Annotated in this window: 16 protein-coding genes; 8 read left to right on the plus strand and 8 right to left on the minus strand. The window is 58.1% G+C overall.

What is annotated here, in order from left to right:
- Window positions 1-18: 18 nt before the first annotated feature.
- Window positions 19-831 carry a septum site-determining protein MinD gene (gene minD / locus CVE23_RS11790; RefSeq protein WP_038658412.1) on the plus strand — a complete coding sequence of 271 codons (813 nt, stop codon included), beginning with the start codon at window positions 19-21 and terminating at the stop codon, window positions 829-831.
- Window positions 832-834: 3 nt separating this feature from the next.
- The gene (minE, locus tag CVE23_RS11795; protein WP_033570808.1) at window positions 835-1116 is read left to right on the plus strand and encodes a cell division topological specificity factor MinE; all 282 of its coding nucleotides are present in this window, start codon (window positions 835-837) and stop codon (window positions 1114-1116) included.
- Between the two features lie 72 nt (window positions 1117-1188).
- On the opposite strand, the gene rnd is transcribed toward minE, so the two are convergent.
- The 5 genes from rnd to yoaA all read right to left on the minus strand — a co-directional run bounded on the left by rnd (window position 1189) and on the right by yoaA (window position 7776).
- Window positions 1189-2310, minus strand: a complete 1122-nt coding sequence (gene rnd, locus CVE23_RS11800; protein ID WP_100850458.1) for a ribonuclease D — start codon at window positions 2308-2310, stop codon at window positions 1189-1191.
- A gap of 198 nt (window positions 2311-2508) precedes the next feature.
- A complete protein-coding gene (gene fadD, locus CVE23_RS11805; protein ID WP_038919152.1) occupies window positions 2509-4179 on the minus strand; it encodes a long-chain-fatty-acid--CoA ligase FadD in 1671 nt (556 codons plus the stop codon).
- A gap of 216 nt (window positions 4180-4395) precedes the next feature.
- Complete coding sequence (locus CVE23_RS11810; RefSeq protein WP_038919154.1) at window positions 4396-5013, minus strand: Slp family lipoprotein; 618 nt, start codon at window positions 5011-5013, stop codon at window positions 4396-4398.
- 76 nt (window positions 5014-5089) lie between these two features.
- Window positions 5090-5791, minus strand: coding sequence for a tRNA (adenosine(37)-N6)-threonylcarbamoyltransferase complex dimerization subunit type 1 TsaB (tsaB, locus tag CVE23_RS11815; RefSeq protein WP_038919155.1), 702 nt, complete (start codon window positions 5789-5791; stop codon window positions 5090-5092).
- A gap of 65 nt (window positions 5792-5856) precedes the next feature.
- The gene (gene yoaA / locus CVE23_RS11820) at window positions 5857-7776 is read right to left on the minus strand and encodes a DNA repair helicase YoaA (RefSeq protein WP_100849604.1); all 1920 of its coding nucleotides are present in this window, start codon (window positions 7774-7776) and stop codon (window positions 5857-5859) included.
- Window positions 7777-7981: 205 nt separating this feature from the next.
- On the opposite strand from yoaA, the gene CVE23_RS11825 reads away from it, so the two are divergent.
- A complete protein-coding gene (locus CVE23_RS11825; RefSeq protein WP_038658397.1) occupies window positions 7982-8329 on the plus strand; it encodes a RidA family protein in 348 nt (115 codons plus the stop codon).
- Window positions 8330-8377: 48 nt separating this feature from the next.
- On the opposite strand, the gene CVE23_RS11830 is transcribed toward CVE23_RS11825, so the two are convergent.
- Window positions 8378-8569: a YoaH family protein gene (locus CVE23_RS11830; protein ID WP_038658394.1), complete on the minus strand. Its 192-nt coding sequence runs from the start codon at window positions 8567-8569 to the stop codon at window positions 8378-8380.
- A 146-nt stretch (window positions 8570-8715) separates the two neighbouring features.
- Between CVE23_RS11830 and pabB the strand changes: the two genes are divergently transcribed.
- The 3 genes from pabB (at window position 8716) to CVE23_RS11845 (ending at window position 12320) form a co-directional block, all read left to right on the plus strand.
- Entirely contained in the window at window positions 8716-10086 is a 1371-nt protein-coding gene (gene pabB, locus CVE23_RS11835; RefSeq protein ID WP_100849605.1) for an aminodeoxychorismate synthase component 1, read from the plus strand.
- Window positions 10087-10101: 15 nt separating this feature from the next.
- Window positions 10102-10725, plus strand: a complete 624-nt coding sequence (locus CVE23_RS11840) for a CoA pyrophosphatase (protein ID WP_100849606.1) — start codon at window positions 10102-10104, stop codon at window positions 10723-10725.
- Window positions 10726-10958: 233 nt separating this feature from the next.
- Window positions 10959-12320, plus strand: a complete 1362-nt coding sequence (locus tag CVE23_RS11845) for an L-serine ammonia-lyase (protein WP_038919159.1) — start codon at window positions 10959-10961, stop codon at window positions 12318-12320.
- Between the two features lie 70 nt (window positions 12321-12390).
- Here CVE23_RS11845 and CVE23_RS11850 read toward each other — a convergent pair whose 3' ends face one another.
- Together CVE23_RS11850 and CVE23_RS11855 are read right to left on the minus strand one after the other, a co-directional pair.
- The gene (locus CVE23_RS11850; protein WP_100849607.1) at window positions 12391-13971 is read right to left on the minus strand and encodes a methyl-accepting chemotaxis protein; all 1581 of its coding nucleotides are present in this window, start codon (window positions 13969-13971) and stop codon (window positions 12391-12393) included.
- Between the two features lie 369 nt (window positions 13972-14340).
- Window positions 14341-15894 carry a TerC family protein gene (locus tag CVE23_RS11855; protein WP_038919161.1) on the minus strand — a complete coding sequence of 518 codons (1554 nt, stop codon included), beginning with the start codon at window positions 15892-15894 and terminating at the stop codon, window positions 14341-14343.
- 573 nt (window positions 15895-16467) lie between these two features.
- Here CVE23_RS11855 and manX point away from each other — a divergent pair.
- A complete protein-coding gene (gene manX / locus CVE23_RS11860) occupies window positions 16468-17424 on the plus strand; it encodes a PTS mannose transporter subunit IIAB (RefSeq protein ID WP_038919162.1) in 957 nt (318 codons plus the stop codon).
- Between the two features lie 68 nt (window positions 17425-17492).
- Window positions 17493-18290, plus strand: coding sequence for a PTS mannose/fructose/sorbose transporter subunit IIC (locus tag CVE23_RS11865; protein ID WP_038919163.1), 798 nt, complete (start codon window positions 17493-17495; stop codon window positions 18288-18290).
- Window positions 18291-18304: the final 14 nt, after the last annotated feature.

The raw sequence follows: 18304 nt of genomic DNA on the forward strand, positions 1-18304 counted from the left end.
CCTTGAAAGGAATTATTTATGGCACGCATCATTGTTGTTACTTCAGGTAAAGGGGGCGTTGGCAAGACCACTTCAAGCGCGGCCATTGCTACCGGTTTAGCCCAAAAAGGTAAGAAGACGGTTGTCATCGATTTTGACATCGGTCTGCGTAACCTCGACCTGATCATGGGATGTGAGCGCCGGGTCGTGTATGACTTTGTGAATGTCATCCAGAACGACGCCACCCTGAATCAGGCGCTGATAAAAGATAAGCGTACCGAAAATCTGTATATCCTGCCGGCGTCGCAGACCCGCGATAAAGAAGCCCTGACCCGTGAAGGCGTGGACAAGGTACTCAAGGATCTGGCTGACATGGAGTTCGACTTCATTATCTGCGATTCCCCCGCCGGTATTGAAACCGGTGCGTTGATGGCGCTTTACTTCGCGGATGAAGCCATCATCACCACCAACCCGGAAGTGTCGTCAGTACGCGACTCCGACCGAATCCTGGGGATTTTGTCCTCCAAGTCGCGCCGTGCCGAACAGGGCCAGGAGCCGATCAAAGAGCATTTACTGCTCACCCGTTACAACCCGGGCCGCGTCAGCCGCGGCGACATGCTGAGCATGGAGGACGTGCTGGAAATTCTGCGCATTCCTCTGGTCGGCGTGATCCCGGAAGATCAGTCGGTGCTGCGTGCGTCCAACCAGGGCGAGCCGGTCATTCTGGACAAAGACGCCGATGCGGGCAAAGCCTATGAGGACACCGTGGATCGTCTGTTGGGAGAAGAACGGCCTTACCGTTTTATCGAGGAAGAGAAGAAAAGCTTCCTGAAACGACTCTTTGGGGGGTAAATCATGGCGTTACTCGATTTCTTTTTGTCCCGCAAAAAAACGACAGCCAATATCGCCAAGGAACGGCTACAGATTATTGTCGCGGAGCGACGCCGTGGGGACAGTGAACCGCATTACCTGCCGCAGTTGAAGCGCGATATTCTGGAAGTCATCTGCAAATACGTGCAGATTGACCCGGAAATGGTGACGGTGCAGTTGGAACAGAAAGGCGACGACATTTCCGTGCTGGAACTGAACGTCACCTTGCCGGAAGCCGACGAGCCCACGACGCCCGCCGATAAGTAATCACCGTTTCCCCTGCTCCAGCAGGAAACGGTTGCGGCCGCCGCCCTTGTCTGCAAGGGCGGCATGTCGATATCAGTAATGCGCCAGAATATCTTTCAGACCTGGTCCAAACAGGCGGCCACGCCAGCCGGTTACCATTTCAGGTTCATTCTCCGGCAATGTCAGTTTCCAGTGCCAGTTCAGCAATCGGTTAATCTGCCGCCGGGATGCCAGCAATTCGGCCGACAATCCGCTTTGCTCCGCACACTGCTGCACCAGCGCCTTGATGTCGCGAAACGCTTTCTTATAACCGGGATAGTCGATCAGATTGACCACCGGCGGCGGATAATCCGCCTCGCTCAGCGCTGCGGTTTCCGCCACCAGCGCCAGTAGCGTCTTGCCGTGATAACGAATTTCCGGCCCGCTCAACCCCAGCGAATCCAGCTCGCCAAGCGAACCGGGCAGACAACGGGCCACTTGCCACAGGTTCTCTTCCCGAACAATGAAATTGACCGCACTGTCGCGCTCCCGCGCCTTACTAAGACGCCACGCCGCCAGTTTCTGCAAACAGGCCAGATGACGGCCGCGCAGTTGCCAGGCATTGCCAATCTCCCGATACGCCAATTCCGGCGCCAGCACCTCCTGACGGCGCTGGCACAGTAACAGGCACTCGTCCAGCGCCGCTTCCAACCGGCCCGCGGTACGGGTTTCCTCCACCAGCGTTCTGGCTACCGGCAGCAGATAGAACACGTCCGCCGCGGCGTACTGGCACTGTTTTTCGCTGAGCGGACGCGCCAGCCAGTCGGTGCGGGATTCGCTTTTATCCAGCGTGACCTGACGGTAATCCGCCACCAGCGCGGCAAAACCATAGGACAACGGCTTACCCAGAAACGCCGCCAGAATCTGGGTATCGATGAACGGCGACGGCAGGCAGCCGAACGCATTCAGAAACACCTCCAGATCTTCGCTGCCGGCATGCAGAAACTTGGTCACCTGCGGGTTCTGCAACAGCGCGCGAAACGGCGCCCAGTCACCGATCGCCAACGGGTCGATCAGCGACAGATTGTCACCGTCATACAACTGAATCAGCCCCAGTTGCGGATAATAGGTGCGGGTACGGACAAACTCGGTGTCCAACGCCACCTCAGGCACTGCGCACGCCTGCGCGCACACCGCTGATAATCCTTCATCGGTAGTAATCAACTGATAATTCAAAACGGTATTCTCTTGGTTGCGCCCCGGTGCGGCAACCGCGGCCGGGGCATGGAACATATTCATGGCGGACAATCAACATCACGCGGGTCAGACCGCTCCATCAGGGCAGGTAATGGCTTGACGCGAAAGGCGATGTTGTCCTGTGGTGCTCAGCAGGCAGGCCCCCACCATACCCGTCATGGCTACCACAGGCAACCTTCAGGCGGCTGACTGCTCATTACGCAGCTCACGCCGGAGAATTTTTCCCACGTTGGACTTCGGTAACTCGGCGCGGAATTCGAATAGCCGCGGCACCTTATACCCGGTGAGGTTACGACGGCAGTGACTGATCAGCTCCTCCACCGTCAGCGAGGGATCGCGGCACACCACGAAAACTTTGACCGCTTCGCCCGACGTTTCGCTGGGCACGCCAATCGCCGCCGCTTCGGATACCTTCGGATGGCGCGCCACCACTTCCTCGATTTCATTGGGATAAACATTGAAGCCGGACACCAGAATCATGTCTTTTTTACGGTCGACGATTTTCAGGAACCCCTGCTCGTCCGCCGTGACAATGTCACCGGTCGCCAGCCAGCCCTCTTTCAGCACGTCGTGAGTCGCGGCAGGCTGCTGCCAGTAGCCGGACATCACCTGAGGGCCGCGCACCCACAATTCGCCGGGTTCGCCGGGCGCCACATCCTGACCGTCATCATTGACGATACGCACATCGGTGGACGGCACCGGCAAGCCGATGCTGCCGCTGTAATGTTGCAGATCATACGGATTTCCCGCCACCAGCGGCGCGCTTTCCGTCAATCCATAGCCTTCCAGCAGATGAATGCCGGTCAGTTTTTCCCAGCGCTCGGCCACCACCTGTTGCACCGATGCGCCGCCGCCTACCGACAGCCGCAGCGTGGAGAAATCCAGCCGGCTAAACGCGGCGTTATTCAGCAAGGCGTTGAACAGCGTATTCACCCCGGTAATGGCGGTAAACGGGTAGTGCGTAAGCTCTTTGATCATGCCGGGAATATCGCGCGGGTTGGTGATCAGCAGGTTTTTTCCACCGATTTCGACAAACAACAGGCAATTCACCGTCAGTGCAAAAATGTGATAGAGCGGCAGCGCCGTCACCACCAACTCCTGTCCCTCCTGCAATACCGGGCCATAAGCCGCTCTGGCCTGCATCAGATTGGCCTGCATATTCCGGTGAGTCAGCATCGCTCCCTTGGCGACGCCGGTGGTGCCGCCGGTATATTGCAGGAACGCCAGATCCTGATTGTTCACCTCCGGCTTCACATACGGCATCCGTTTGCCCTGCTGCAGTACCTGACGGAACGAAATGGCGTCCGGCAGGTGATATTTCGGCACCAGACGCTTGATGTACTTGACCACGAAGTTGACCAGCGTGCCTTTGGCCGGCGCCAGTTGATCGCCCATGCGGGTCAGGATCACATGTTTCACCGGGGTGTTGTAAACCACTTTTTCCAGCGTATGGGCAAAATTGGAGACGATAACGATGGCCGAAGCACCGCAGTCTTTCAACTGGTGCTCCAGCTCGCGCGGCGTATACAGCGGATTGACGTTGACCACCACCAGACCGGCCCGCAGGACGCCGAATAGCGCGATCGGATACTGCAGCAGGTTCGGCATCATCAACGCGACGCGATCGCCCTTTTTCAGTTTCAACTGATGCTGCAGGTAAGCGGCAAAAGCGCGGCTGCGCTCCTCCAGCCGACGGAAGGTCATCACCTCGCCCATATTGATAAAGGCGGGCTGGTCGGCATAACGCGCCACCGCGTGTTCAAACAACTCGATTAGCGAAGCGTAGCGATCCGGGTCAATTTCCGCGGGGACATCCGCCGGATAACGCGCTAACCAGATTTTTTCCAAAACGTCACTCCCGAGATATTTTTTAAGTGGCATAATCAATCCCAACCCGAGTGATCTGTAACAACATTTTAACTCATATTAACAACTGTGAAATTCACAATGTTCAGGTTGAGAAGATGATCACTTATTTCAACTTGTTATCAGTGCCGAAAAAAAACGAGGCGACCCAGGCCGCCTCTATTCACTGTCAGGCTATCGCCTGATTGCTGACGATCGTTACTCCGTGACGACAGACTCCACCTGAGCCGGCGCATACCCGTCGTTCCAGTCCGGGCCCCAACCGGGTCCCCAGACATGACGGTAGCGGCGATCCCACCACGGATCGTAGGCTCGCGGCGGCAACACCACCTGCTGTACCACGCGCCAGCGTTTATAGCCCTGCACGTTAATCACTACGTACTGATATGGCCGTTCACCGATTTTACCCTGCTCGGTGCCGCTAATTGGCCCTACCACGGTGATCAGCTGGTTTTTGAAATCCACCGGCTCCAGAAACCCATTGACGTAGGCGACCAGACGACCGCCAGACGGCTCGCCCAGTCGCGGCCGGCCGGCATCATCCAACGGCAAGCTGACAATCTCCAGCCGGGTGCGATTGGCCTCGTTGCGAATATCGGCAATCCGGCCGCCAAAGCGCGATTCCTGCCCAACGTACAGATTCGGCGCATTCATCACCCGAATCAGGTCCATCTGCGGCGTGGCCGAGGTCCCACGGATTTCATCCGGTAACGTAACGCAGCCAGACAACACGCTCAGACTTAGCAACAGCAGTCCGCACAGCCCGGTCCGGCGCAGCCGCATCGACGTTCTATTTCCGAAAGATTGGATAGTCATCACATACATCCCGCTTGCCATCGTCAATTTATGACAGATACCTGACTTAGACTGTAGCCGATGCGATAAGTTGCTGTTATTCGCGGCCGGGTAATTTTTTCCACGCTACTTCGTTGCGCAGATAACGGGGTTCGGCCTGTTCCACGCTCACCGCACCATCCGACGTCCACAACCGCCACGCCAGCGGCAGCATGTCCTGCGCCTGCGGCAACAGCATATCGGTGTGATTCAGGACGATATCGGGATGGCCGATCAAATCCGGATAGGTTTGCCAACCGGTTCCCGCGGTGGCCCAGTCGCCGTTCAGCGATGCCGCCAGTGACTGCACCTGAACCGGCGCCAGCACGGCTTCACTCGCCTCGCCGCGCCAGTCGCCCTGTTCGTCGCGCTGGTAGCTTGCCCAATAGACCTCGCCCATGCGAGCATCAATGGCGGTCAGCACCCGGCTGGCGCCGGTCAGGCGGTGCGCCCCTTGCGCCAGCGTCGCCAGCGTCGACACGCCGAGCATCGGTAAATCCGCGCCCAGCGCCAGCCCTTGCGCGATGCCGATGCCGATACGCACGCCGGTGAAGCTGCCCGGCCCGCGCCCGAATGCCAGCGCATCCAACTGGCCGAGCGTCATGCCGTGATCGGCCAGCAATTGCCGGACCATCGGCAATACCCGCTGGGTATGCTCGCGGGGGCAAACTTCAAACAGGGAATGGATTTCACCGTCATTCCAGAGTGCAACGGAACAGGCTTCCGTTGCGGTATCAAGCGCTAAAATTCGCGTAGACATGCCAACCTCAGGCAGGGAGAGAATATTTCAACGGCGCGCATCATAGCAGCCAGCGCCGGTGACCGTCACGGTTTGCGCGTCAGAAAATCGATGGCTTGCCGCAAATCCCGTGTTCTTGGCGCCGGCGGCAGGCTGGTGAGAAACACTTCGCCATACGGCCTCGTCACCAGCCGGTTGTCGCAAATCACCAGCACGCCGCGGTCTTCCACGTCGCGGATCAATCGGCCGACGCCCTGCTTCAACGTAATCACCGCATCGGGCAATTGCACCTCGTCGAACGGGTCGCCGCCGCGCACCCGGCAATCCTCCATGCGCGCCTTGAGCAACGGATCGTCCGGGGAGGTAAAAGGCAGCTTGTCGATAATCACGCACGACAGCGCATCGCCCCGCACATCCACGCCTTCCCAGAAACTGCCGGTCGCCACCAGCAACGCGTTGCCTGCCGCCAGAAACTGCGCCAGCAGCTGCGGCTTGCTGGTTTCGCCCTGCACCAGCACCGGCAACGTCAGCGACGCCCGAAACTCGGCGGCCAGGTCGCGCATCATCTGGTGCGAGGTACACAGCATGAAGCAACGCCCCTGATTGGCCTCAATCAGCGGGCGCAACATGCGCGCCAGTTGTCTGGCCGCGCCGGGTCGGTTGGTTTCCGGCAGGTAACGCGGCACGCACAATAACGCCTGACTCGCGTAATCAAACGGGCTCGGCAGCAGCAACGTCCGGGCCTGCTCCAGCCCCAGCCGGTCAATGAAATGCGTAAGCTGATCGTTTACCGACAGCGTAGCTGAGGTAAATACCCAGCAGGCCGGTTTTTCTTTCATTACGTCCCGGAAACGGTCCGCGACTGACAGTGGCGTCAGCGCCAGCACGAAATGACGCGAGGTGCATTCGTACCAGTAGCTGTAGCCGGGTTGCTGCACGTCCCGCAGCCGCTTCAGCCGGGCACGGTATATGGTCGCGCGTTCAAACGCCGCGTCCAGCAACGCGGAGCGGCCCAGCGACAGCTTGGCGACATCGCAACACAGTTCCAGCGCGTCATCCAGCAACGTCAGCGACCGCTGCAACATATTATCCGTGACAATGTCACGTAAATTGCCGCGAAATCCCGGGTCGCCCAGCGCCAGACGAAAATCCTGGGTACTCTGGCTCAGACGATCGGCGCTTTTCTGTAACTGGCTGGCGTCCCGCACTTCGGTGCGGTAGGCAATCACGATATCTTTGGCGAGGTCCAGCAACTGGCGACTGGAGAGCTGCTGGCCGAAGTACTGGCTGGCGATGTCCGGGATCTGGTGGGCTTCATCAAATATCACCACGTCGCTGTCGGGGATCAGTTCGGCAAATCCGCTCTCCTTGACCACCATATCCGCCAGATAAAGATGATGATTCACCACCACCACATCGGCATCCATCGCCCGTCGGCGCGCCTTCACCACAAAGCATTCCTTGTAGTGCGGGCAGTCGCTGCCGAGACAGTTATCGTTGGTACTAGTCACCAGCGGCCATACCGCGCTATCTTCAGCCACATCGCCGCACTGGCTGATGTCGCCGTCTTCGGTTTCGGAACTCCAGCCGCGCAGCCTCACCAGTTCGCGCAGCACGTCGCGGCCAAGATCGCCGCCCGCCAGCGATTGCTGTTCCAGTCGTTCGATGCACAGATAATTGGCGCGCCCTTTCAACAGCGCCAGCTTACCTTGAAAATTCAGCGCGTTGGCGACAGTCGGTAAATCGCGGCTGTACAGCTGATCCTGCAGCGCGCGCGAGCCGGTGGAGACAATCACCTTTTTGCCGGAACGCAGCGCGGGCGCCAGGTAGGCGTAGGTCTTGCCGGTACCGGTGCCCGCTTCCACCACCAGTGGTTTTTTGGCGTCGATCGCCTCCAGCACGGCGGCCGCCATCTGACGCTGCGGTTCGCGCGGCTGGAAACCCCGAATCGCCTGCGCCAGTACGCCATCGGTTGCAAAATCGTCGATTGAGCTGTCTGCTGCCACGCTGCCTCTCTTGTCTGACACTGCTGTCGCCCTGATTCGGCTGGATAAAGGTGGCTGATTATGCCAAGCCTGCGCGCACGACACCACTTCGGGTCGTGTCTGCCGTCCAGCTCAGGGATCACCTGTTGGGAAGAACTGTGTTAGTCTCTGCGGTTTTAGCGCTTGTCCCGGCAGGCGCGCAGACTGAAACGAGGAGCCTGACTTCATGTCGATTACCCGCATCAATCCCGACGCACGCTGGTCCGACGCCGTGATCCACAACAACACGCTGTACTACACCAGCGTGCCGGAAAATCTGGACGACGACGCCCTCGCCCAGACCGAAAACGCGCTGGCGTCGCTGGACGCCATCCTGCAACAGGCCGGCAGCGATAAAAGCCGCCTGCTGGACGTGACCATTTTTCTGGCCGATAAAGCTGATTTCGCCGCCATGAACGCCGCCTGGGACGCCTGGGTAGTGGCCGGCAGCGCGCCGGTGCGTTGCACCGTGGAAGCCAAACTGATGAACCCGAAATTCAAAGTGGAAATCAAAGCGATCGCCGCAGTCGGCTGATCCTGCGCGGGCGGCGGTTCACGCGCCGCCCGAAAGCCATTATTCCTGCTACTCCTGCGAAGAAGCTTCGTCGTCCTCAAAACGCGCCACCACCCGCGCCCCCTGATGATTCTGGCGCAGTTCTTCCGCCACCTGCGCGATGGCTTCGCCGCTGCTCATGCCTTCCGCCATCAGCTGTTGTATTCTTTCCACCGCCTGTTGCTGCTGCTCATGAGTCAGCGCCGGGATACCTGCAAACATCATTCTTCTCCTGAAAACCTTTTTATGCCGGCCACGCCAGCGATCCGCCACGGTTTGTGGTACGCTTGCACCGCTGTGATGCATGCTGCCGGTTCAGCGTACGGCTGCCGGCATGACCAACGCCGAGAAACTATACCAATACCGCTATGCCGACACCGATAGTCTATCACGCGCTCCCGTATCAGCCGGATGCGCTGTTGCGCCTTTTTAGTTCCCTGTCGCGCCAGCCCTGGGCGATGTTGCTTCATTCCGGGTTTGCCGACCATCCTCATAACCGTTTTGACATTCTGGTGGCAGAGCCGCGCCTGACCCTGCAGACCGTCGGCGAACTGACCACGATCCAACACGGCGATGCCCGGCAGACCTCCGCGGAAGACCCGTTTCACCTGCTGCAACAGCAGCTCGATGCGCTGGCGCTGGATGTGCCGCCGCATCCGGATTATCCGTTTCAGGGCGGCGCTCTCGGTCTGTTCGGTTACGATCTGGGGCGACGGGTGGAGCAGTTGCCGGCCATCGCCGACCGGGATATCGACCTGCCCGACATGGCGGTGGGCATGTACGACTGGGCGTTGATTGCCGACCATCATCAACAACGCCTGACCCTGGTCGCCCACGGCGATATCGACGCCAGACTGGCCTGGCTCAACGCTCTGTCGCCTGCCGAACCGGGCGCATTTCGCCTGACCAGCGACTGGCAAGCCAACATGAGCCGGGAGCAGTACGGCGAAAAATTTCGCCGTATTCAGGATTATCTGCGTGCCGGAGACTGCTATCAGGTCAATCTGGCCCAGCGTTTTCAAGCCGGTTATCAGGGCGACGAATGGCAGGCGTTCCTGACGCTTTCCGCCAGCAACCGGGCGCCGTTTTCCGCGTTCCTGCGGTTGCCGCACAGCGCGGTGCTCAGCATTTCGCCGGAGCGTTTCCTGTGGCTGCACGATAACCACATTCAGACCCGGCCGATCAAAGGTACGCTGCCGCGGCTGCCGGATGCGGATGCCGATGCCCGTCAGGCGCAGCGACTGGCTGCCTCCGAGAAAGATCGCGCCGAGAACCTGATGATTGTCGATCTACTGCGTAACGATATCGGCCGGGTAGCGGTGCCGGGCAGCGTGCGGGTGCCGGAATTGTTTGTGGTGGAGCCGTTTCCGGCGGTGCACCATCTGGTCAGTACTATCGAAGCGCGATTACCCGCGCAGCAGCACGCCACGGATGTGCTGCGCGCCTGCTTTCCCGGCGGTTCCATTACCGGCGCGCCCAAAGTGCGGGCCATGGAGATCATCGAAGAGCTGGAACCGCATCGCCGCAACGCCTATTGCGGCAGCATCGGCTATCTCAGCGTCTGCGGCACGATGGACACCAACATCACCATTCGTACGCTGATCGCCGCCAATGGCACGCTTTCCTGCTGGGCTGGCGGCGGAATTGTGGCCGACAGCGAAGAACAGGCAGAATATCAGGAAACATTCGACAAGATTGGCCGCATTCTGCCGTTATTAACCGTATCGACCACGGATTAAACAGGGCTGACCGACATGACCGACGCCACGCTGTTGCCTCTCTCAGACCGCACTGACGAATACCATCCTTATGATCTGGACGCGTTTATTACCCGCTTTCAGTTGCAGAGCGCCCCCGATCTGCCGGTCACCCAGCACCACCGGCAGGCAGCGGTGCTGGTGCCGATCATCCGTCGCCCCGATCCGTGCCTGCTGCTGACCCGCCGCTCGCTTCGTTTGCGCAAACACGCCGGACAGGTAGCTTTTCCCGGCGGCGCGGCGGACCCGGACGATCATTCGCTGATCGCCACCGCGCTGCGCGAAGCGCAGGAGGAAGTGGCGATTCCCCCGGCATCGGTCCAGATACTGGGAACGCTGCCGGCGTTCGACAGCACCAGCGGTTATCAGGTCACCCCGGTGGTCGGTCTGTTGCCGGAGAACACGCCTTTTCATCCCAACGCCGACGAAGTGGCGGAACTGTTTGAAATGCCGCTGCGGGATGCCTTTGCCCTCCAGCGCTACTATTCGCTGGATATCGAGCGCCGCCAGCAGCATCACCGCGTCTACCTTTCCTGGTATCGGCAGCAGTTCGTCTGGGGGCTGACCACCGCCATTATCCGCCAGTTGGCATTGCAGGTGGCGACGCCGGAACCGGCGTAATCTCCCGGCCAAATGTCGAATCTGCCATAAGTTATTTTTCGGCATAACATAACTTTATTTCATGTGAAAAGCCGAATATGGCAGCATACTCTCCACTACAATAGCGCGATCTATCGAGTTTTATTCTGGAGCGAGTCGTGTCGTCGGCCATAACGCCAGATAAATGGTGGTATGGCGAGCGATGCCCCCCTCGTTCCCCTATAGTAACAGCAGTGCCCTAAAGGAGTTTCAGCGTGATAAGCGTATTCGACATGTTCAAAATCGGTATTGGCCCCTCCAGCTCTCACACAGTCGGACCGATGAAAGCCGGTAAACAATTTGTCGATGAACTGCAACAACGGGATTTGTTGTCTCGCACCGATCGGGTGACGGTGGAGGTTTACGGCTCCCTCGCCCTGACCGGCAAAGGCCACCACACCGATATTGCGATTATCCTGGGGCTGGCGGGCAATCAGCCGGATACCGTGGATATCGACGCCATCCCGGCGTTTATCCGGGACGTGGAGCAAACTGAGCGGTTATCGCTGGCAGGCACGCATGACGTCGCTTTCCCTCGTGAAGGCGGTATGATTTTCCGTGGCGAAAACCTGCCGCTGCATGAAAACGGCATGACGCTGACCGCCTTTGCCGCCGACCTTCCGCTGTTTCGCCAAACCTATTACTCGATCGGCGGCGGTTTTATCGTCGATGAAGCGCACTTTGGTCAGTCTCAGGAATCCACTTTCACCGTGCCGCATCCTTACCGCTCCGCGCGGGAAATTCTGGAGCAGTGCAAACAGAGCGGTCTGTCTATCTCCGGCATGATGATGCGCAACGAGCTGGCGCTGCATAGCCGTCAGGAGATCGAAGACTATTTCGCCGCCGTCTGGCAGACCATGCGCGCCTGTATGGATCGCGGCATGAACACCGAGGGCGTGCTGCCCGGCCCGCTACGGGTACCGCGCCGCGCCGCCGCGCTGCGCCGCATGCTGGTGTCCTCGGACAAGCTGTCCAACGACCCGATGAACGTGGTGGATTGGGTCAACATGTTCGCACTGGCGGTCAATGAGGAAAACGCCGCCGGCGGGCGCGTGGTCACCGCGCCCACTAACGGCGCCTGCGGCATCGTGCCGGCGGTGCTGGCCTACTACGATCATTTTATCGAGCCGGTCGGTCCCGGCATTTATCTGCGTTATTTCATGGCGGCTGGCGCGATCGGGTCGCTGTATAAAATGAACGCCTCGATTTCCGGGGCGGAAGTCGGTTGTCAGGGCGAAGTGGGCGTGGCCTGTTCGATGGCGGCTGCCGGCCTGGCCGAGCTGCTGGGCGCCAGTCCGGAACAGGTGTGCGTGGCCGCGGAAATCGGCATGGAACACAATCTGGGGCTGACCTGCGATCCGGTGGCCGGTCAGGTGCAGGTGCCTTGTATCGAGCGTAACGCCATCGCCGCGGTCAAAGCCATCAACGCCACCCGCATGGCGGTGCGTCGTACCACCGAAGCTCGCGTATCGCTCGACAAGGTGATTGAAACCATGTACGAAACCGGTAAAGACATGAACGCCAAATACCGCGAAACCTCCCGCGGCGGTCTGGCCATCAAGGTGCAGTGCGACTAACCAAATACAACGCCGGCGAGTTCCCCCGCCGGCGTGACGCTACCCGTTAAAAAAGCGCTGGCGACCGCCATTACCGCCCCAAAAACAATCGGGGTTGGGCCGCAGTTGAGGCCACCTGGAACACCGCTACCGCCTGTACCAGTTGCTGGGCCTGTTCTTTCAGATTCTCTGCCGCCGCCGCGCTCTCTTCCACCAGTGCCGCGTTCTGCTGTGTGACGGTATCGATCTGCGTGATGGCCTGTCCCACCTGTTTCACTCCCGAACTCTGTTCCAGGCTGGACGCGCTGATTTCTGACACAATATCGGTAACCTGATTGATCGCCGCCACAATCTGCGTCATGGTCGCGCCGGTTTCATCCACCAGCTGACTGCCCTGTTCAACCTGTCCGACGCTGTTGGTAATCAACGTGCTGATCTCTTTGGCGGCATTCGCGCTTCGCTGTGCGAGACTGCGCACTTCGGAAGCAACGACCGCAAAGCCTCGCCCTTGCTCGCCCGCCCGCGCCGCTTCCACCGCCGCATTCAGCGCCAGAATATTAGTCTGGAAAGCGATGCTGTCGATCACATTGATGATGTCCGAAATCTTTTTCGAACTGTCGTTGATGCCTTTCATGGTTTCGATCACGCGTTCGACCATGCTCCCGCCTTCCGCCGCCAGCGTTGATGCGCCTAGCGCCAGTTGGTTGGCCTGACGCGCGTTTTCAGCGTTGTTGCTGACGGTAGACCCTAACTGTTCCATAGTGGCGGAGGTCTGTTGCAGCGCGCTGGCCTGCTCTTCCGTACGCTGACTCAGGTCCTGATTACCCTGGGATATCTGAATACTTGCGGTCGCCAGGCTTTCCGCATTGCTGCGTACGCTGGTGACAATCCCCGCCAGGGACGACTGCATCTCGTTCAGTTGGGCGAGCAGGCTTATCTGATCATGGTCTTTTACCGGGATCGGGCTGGAAAGATCGCCCTGCGCCATCAGGTTAACCACCTGTGTCGCTACCACCGGCTCGCCGCCCAGTTGCCGCAGCAGACTGCGTAGAATCACCGCGCCCAGCACCATTGACCCCAGCGCAACGATGCCTGCGGCAAACAGCGAAATGATGCGTGTCGTGACATTGCTGCTTTGCTGTTCAACTACTTTCTTGTTTGCCAGTTCATCCTGATATTTTTTTAACGCGGACAATTCGCCAAATGTCTTGTCTGCCGGCCCCTTGACTTCATTTTTATTAATTTCGCTGGCGTTTTTCATATCGCCAGACTCAACGGCCTGTACCTGATGCTCCATGCCTTTGCGCATTAGCGTGTACGATGACACCAGTCCGTCAAAAGATTGCGCCATCGTAGGGTCAATAATGGCTTTCAGTTTACTCAACAGCCCCTCCACCTTCGTGAAGTTCTCGGTATTCTGACTTTTCCAGCCGGCAATCGACGTGGGGTCGCCAATGGCAATCATACGCAAGATGTTGATATCCACACGCGTGAGCAGGCCGTCAATCTGGCCGATAATCGACGCAGCCTGGTAGTCCTTTTCATACAAACGTTGTAATTCTGAGGTGGTGGCGGTCTGGCGGGAAAGCAGAAATGCGGCCAATACAATAAAGGATATTATGATAACGGCGATCATCATTGCCAGCTTTTTTTTAACAGTCCATACGTTCATAGGTTGTTCTCAAATTATAACGGTCTGATGAAGTAGACACAGATGACCTTGCGGTATGATCTGTAATGTGACGAAATTGTTTCGTACTTAAATGGTATCGACAGCCGGCAGTGGCACTTGAACGCAAAAGATACTTAATGGCTGAAAAGAGCGGCCATGAATTGTAATAAATGGTGAACCGATGGATTAGGCTTGCCGTAGCGAGGAACAAACGATGATGAAATCACCTCAGCCCTCCTTCAGCGGTAGGCCGAAAAGATAAAGAAAAAGCGAGCCTTAGGCTCGCTTCGGCATGGTTCGACTAACCACGCAATGCAATATCATTTAACCGCGGAGGCCGCCGGTCAGGACAGGCCTCCGCGCCTGGCATTACGCCTCGTCTTCCGTAGCCGTCTCAGGAATACGGACAATACGAACCAGTTCGATACGATAGTCCGTCGCTTCCACGATCAGGAACCGTAACCGGTTCAGTTCCAGCCAGTCTCCCACTTTGGGGAACTCATCGCTGTGCGCCAGCAACAGACCGGCCAGCGAGGTATAGTCTTCTTTCGGATCGACCAAATCCTGCACGTTGAGCACCTGCTGCAACGAATGCAGATCGGTGCCGCCTCGCACCAGCCAACCGTCGCCGTCTGCGATGATATCCAGCGTTTCATCTTCATCCGGGAATTCGCCGGCGATCGCTTCCAGGATATCCAGCGGCGTCACCAGCCCCTGCACCACGCCAAATTCGTTGGTGATCATCACCAGGCTGCCTTTCGCGCGACGCAGCACCGGCAACAGGTTGATGACATCCAGCGTTTCCGGCACCACGATCGGCGGGTTGGCGGCGGCGAACTGTTCCACATCGGTGTGTTCATCCAGCGCCACCAGCAGGTCTTTGGCGCGCACTACGCCGACCAGTTCATCCAGCGAGCCGCGGCATACCGGGAACAGGCTGTGCGGCGTGTCCAGCAGTTGCAGGCGAATGTCTTCCACCGAACGTTCGCAGTCCACCCAGGAGATATCGGTACGCGGCGTCATCACGCTGCGCAGGGAACGGGAGGCCAGCGTCAGCACGCCGCTGATCATATAGCGCTCTTCTTCAGCGAACGTTTCTTCCGGTTGCTGCTGCGGCTGTTCTTCCTGATCGTCATGGCTGGCTTTGCGCGCCCCCATCAGGCGCAGAATCGCTTCGGCGGTGCGCTCGCGCATCGGCCGGTGCGACTGATGTTTGATGAAGTTGTGCCGGGCAATCTGGTTAAACATCTCAATGACGATCGAAAAACCGATCGCGGCATACAGGTAGCCTTTCGGAATATGGAAACCAAACCCTTCCGCCACCAGACTCAAACCGATCATCAGCAGGAAACTGAGACAGAGCACCACCACCGTCGGATGGGCGTTGACAAAGCGGGTCAGCGGTTTGGATGCCAGCAGCATCACGGCCATGGCGATCACCACGGCGGTCATCATCACGCCCAGGTGGTTCACCATCCCCACGGCGGTAATGACCGCATCGAGGGAAAACACCGCGTCCAGAATAACAATCTGCACCACCACCGCCCAGAAACTGGCATGCGTACGGTTGGCATTCGGGTCGTGCGGACGGTTTTCCAGCCGTTCATGCAGCTCCATCGTGGCTTTGAACAGCAAAAACAGCCCCCCGGCCAGCAAAATCAGGTCACGGCCGGAAAAACTGAACTCCCCGACAGAAAACAGCGGTCGCGTCAGCGTCACCATCCAGGAGATCAGCGATAGCAGACCAAGCCGCATCAGCAGCGCCAGCGACAGGCCGATGATACGCGCCTTGTCACGCTGTTTGGCCGGCAGTTTATCCGCCAGAATGGCGATGAACACCAGGTTGTCGATACCCAATACAATTTCGAGTACCACCAACGTCAGTAAGCCTGCCCAGATTGAGGGATCCAGCAAAAATTCCATGTCAGACTCCGGAAAATGAACGAGCGAACGACATCAATGCAGCAGCATTGTGCGACGAAAACGAAAGGGAAGTGTCAGTATAAGGCTGAATTCGGCCTGAATGGCCCACTGGGTGAAGAACACCACCGGCCAGAGCCGGGGCAAAAGAAATGAATCGTCGGTGACAGTCCATAGGAAGGGTGTTTACCCGTTACTCCTCTGTAATTAAAGGGAAGACAACTTTAACAGAGTTAATGCGATTTTCCACAACGATTTTCCTCCACTCCGCGAAGCGGGTCGCATTCATTGGCATCACCGTTCTCCCTGAATATATTCCGCCGCCGATTATCGACCGGTATCACATAATTTATTTCTTCGACCCCTAAAATAAATCCTGCCGATATCAGACTGGCCTGAATCGATTCATAACCCGGCGTGATGAGTGTCGTAAACGCTTTTTGTGCCATCTATCGGGCAAGAAACAGTATTACAGCCATACTGAATATCGCTCACGGATAAACGTGACTAATTTATCCAGATTATCAGACAGATTTCACTCTCAACAAAACAGTGACTCATGAAAGGAGGGAGCAAGTGAGTATTGCCATCATGCTATGCACTCACGGCGCCACTGCCGGTCCGCTGCTAAATACAGCTGAAATGATTCTTGGTGAACAGAGTAACGTTGGCTGGATTGATTTTGTTCCCGGCGAAAACGCCGAGATCCTGATGGAAAAATATCAGGCGAAGCTGGCCGAACTGGACACCTCGGAAGGTGTGCTTTTTTTGGTGGACACCTGGGGAGGCAGCCCGTTCAACGCCGCCAGCCGTCTGGTGAACGACAAGAAAAATCATGAAGTGATCGCCGGGGTCAATATTCCAATGCTGGCCGAAACGTTTATGGCCCGCGATGACAACCCTGAATTTGGCGAACTGGTCGCGATCGCGGTGGAGGCCGGTCGCGCAGGCGTCAAAGCGCTGAAGGCGCCCGACCCGGAAAAAGCGCCCCGCCCCGCGCCCGTCATCGCCAAACCGGCAGCAGCGCCGGGAGCCGGCGGGCACATGAAGATCGGACTGGCGCGTATCGACGACCGTCTGATCCACGGGCAGGTCGCCACCCGCTGGACCAAGGAAACCAACGTCAGCCGGATTATCGTGGTTAGCGATGAAGTGGCGGCGGACAACGTGCGAAAAACCCTGCTGACGCAGGTGGCCCCGCCCGGCGTCACGGCCCACGTGGTCGATGTCGCCAAAGCGGTCAGGGTCTACGACAACCCGAAATACGCCGCTGACCGCGTCATGCTGCTGTTCACCAATCCAACCGATGTGCTGCGGCTGGTGGAGGATGGCGTCAAGATTACCTCGGTCAACATCGGCGGCATGGCCTATCGTCAGGGCAAAACCCAGGTCAATAACGCCGTCTCGATTGACGACAAGGATATCGAGGCGTTCAACAAGCTCCATGAGCGCGGTATTGAACTGGAAGTCCGCAAAGTGTCGACAGATACCAAAATCAATATGATGGATTTGATCACCAAGATGGCGCGTTAGCACTTCCGAAGCAACGGATTGGGTAACGACGTTATTTTTCGGACCACTATTCTCACAGGAGAAGTACCATGGAGATCACCACGTTTCAAATCGTGCTGATATTTATCGTAGCCTGTATTTCAGGTATGGGTTCCATTCTCGATGAATTCCAGTTCCACCGGCCGCTGGTGGCTTGTACCCTGATCGGGCTGGTGCTGGGCGACATCAAAACCGGGATCATTATCGGCGGTACGCTGGAAATGATCGCGTTGGGCTGGATGAACATCGGGGCTGCCGTTGCGCCTGATGCGGCGCTGGCTTCCATTATTTCCACCATTCTGGTCATCGCCGGCGGGCAAAGCGTCGGCGCCGGGATTGCGCTGGCGATTCCGCTGGCGGCCGCAGGCCAGGTCCTGACTATTATTGTGCGCACCATCACCGTCGCCTTCCAGCATGCCGCCGACAGCGCAGCCGAGCGCGGCAATCTTTCCGCCATCAGTTGGATTCACGTTTCCGCCCTGTTGTTGCAGGCGATGCGTATCGCCATTCCGGCGGTGATTGTCGCCGTCTCGGTCGGGACTGAAGCGGTACACGGCCTGCTCTCTTCCATCCCCGAGGTGGTCACCACCGGTCTGAACATCGCCGGCGGCATGATTGTGGTCGTCGGTTATGCCATGGTCATCAATATGATGCGGGCCGGTTATCTGATGCCTTTCTTCTATCTGGGGTTCGTTACCGCAGCCTTCACCAACTTCAATCTGGTGGCGCTGGGCGTCATCGGTGTCGTCATGGCGGTGCTGTATATTCAGCTTAGCCCCAAATACAACAAGGCTCAGGGTGTGGCGGCCGCATCGTCAAACAACGATCTTGATAACGAACTGGATTAACAGGAGAGCAAGAA

It is taken from the genome of Dickeya fangzhongdai, from assembly GCF_002812485.1.
GTDB lineage: Bacteria > Pseudomonadota > Gammaproteobacteria > Enterobacterales > Enterobacteriaceae > Dickeya > Dickeya fangzhongdai.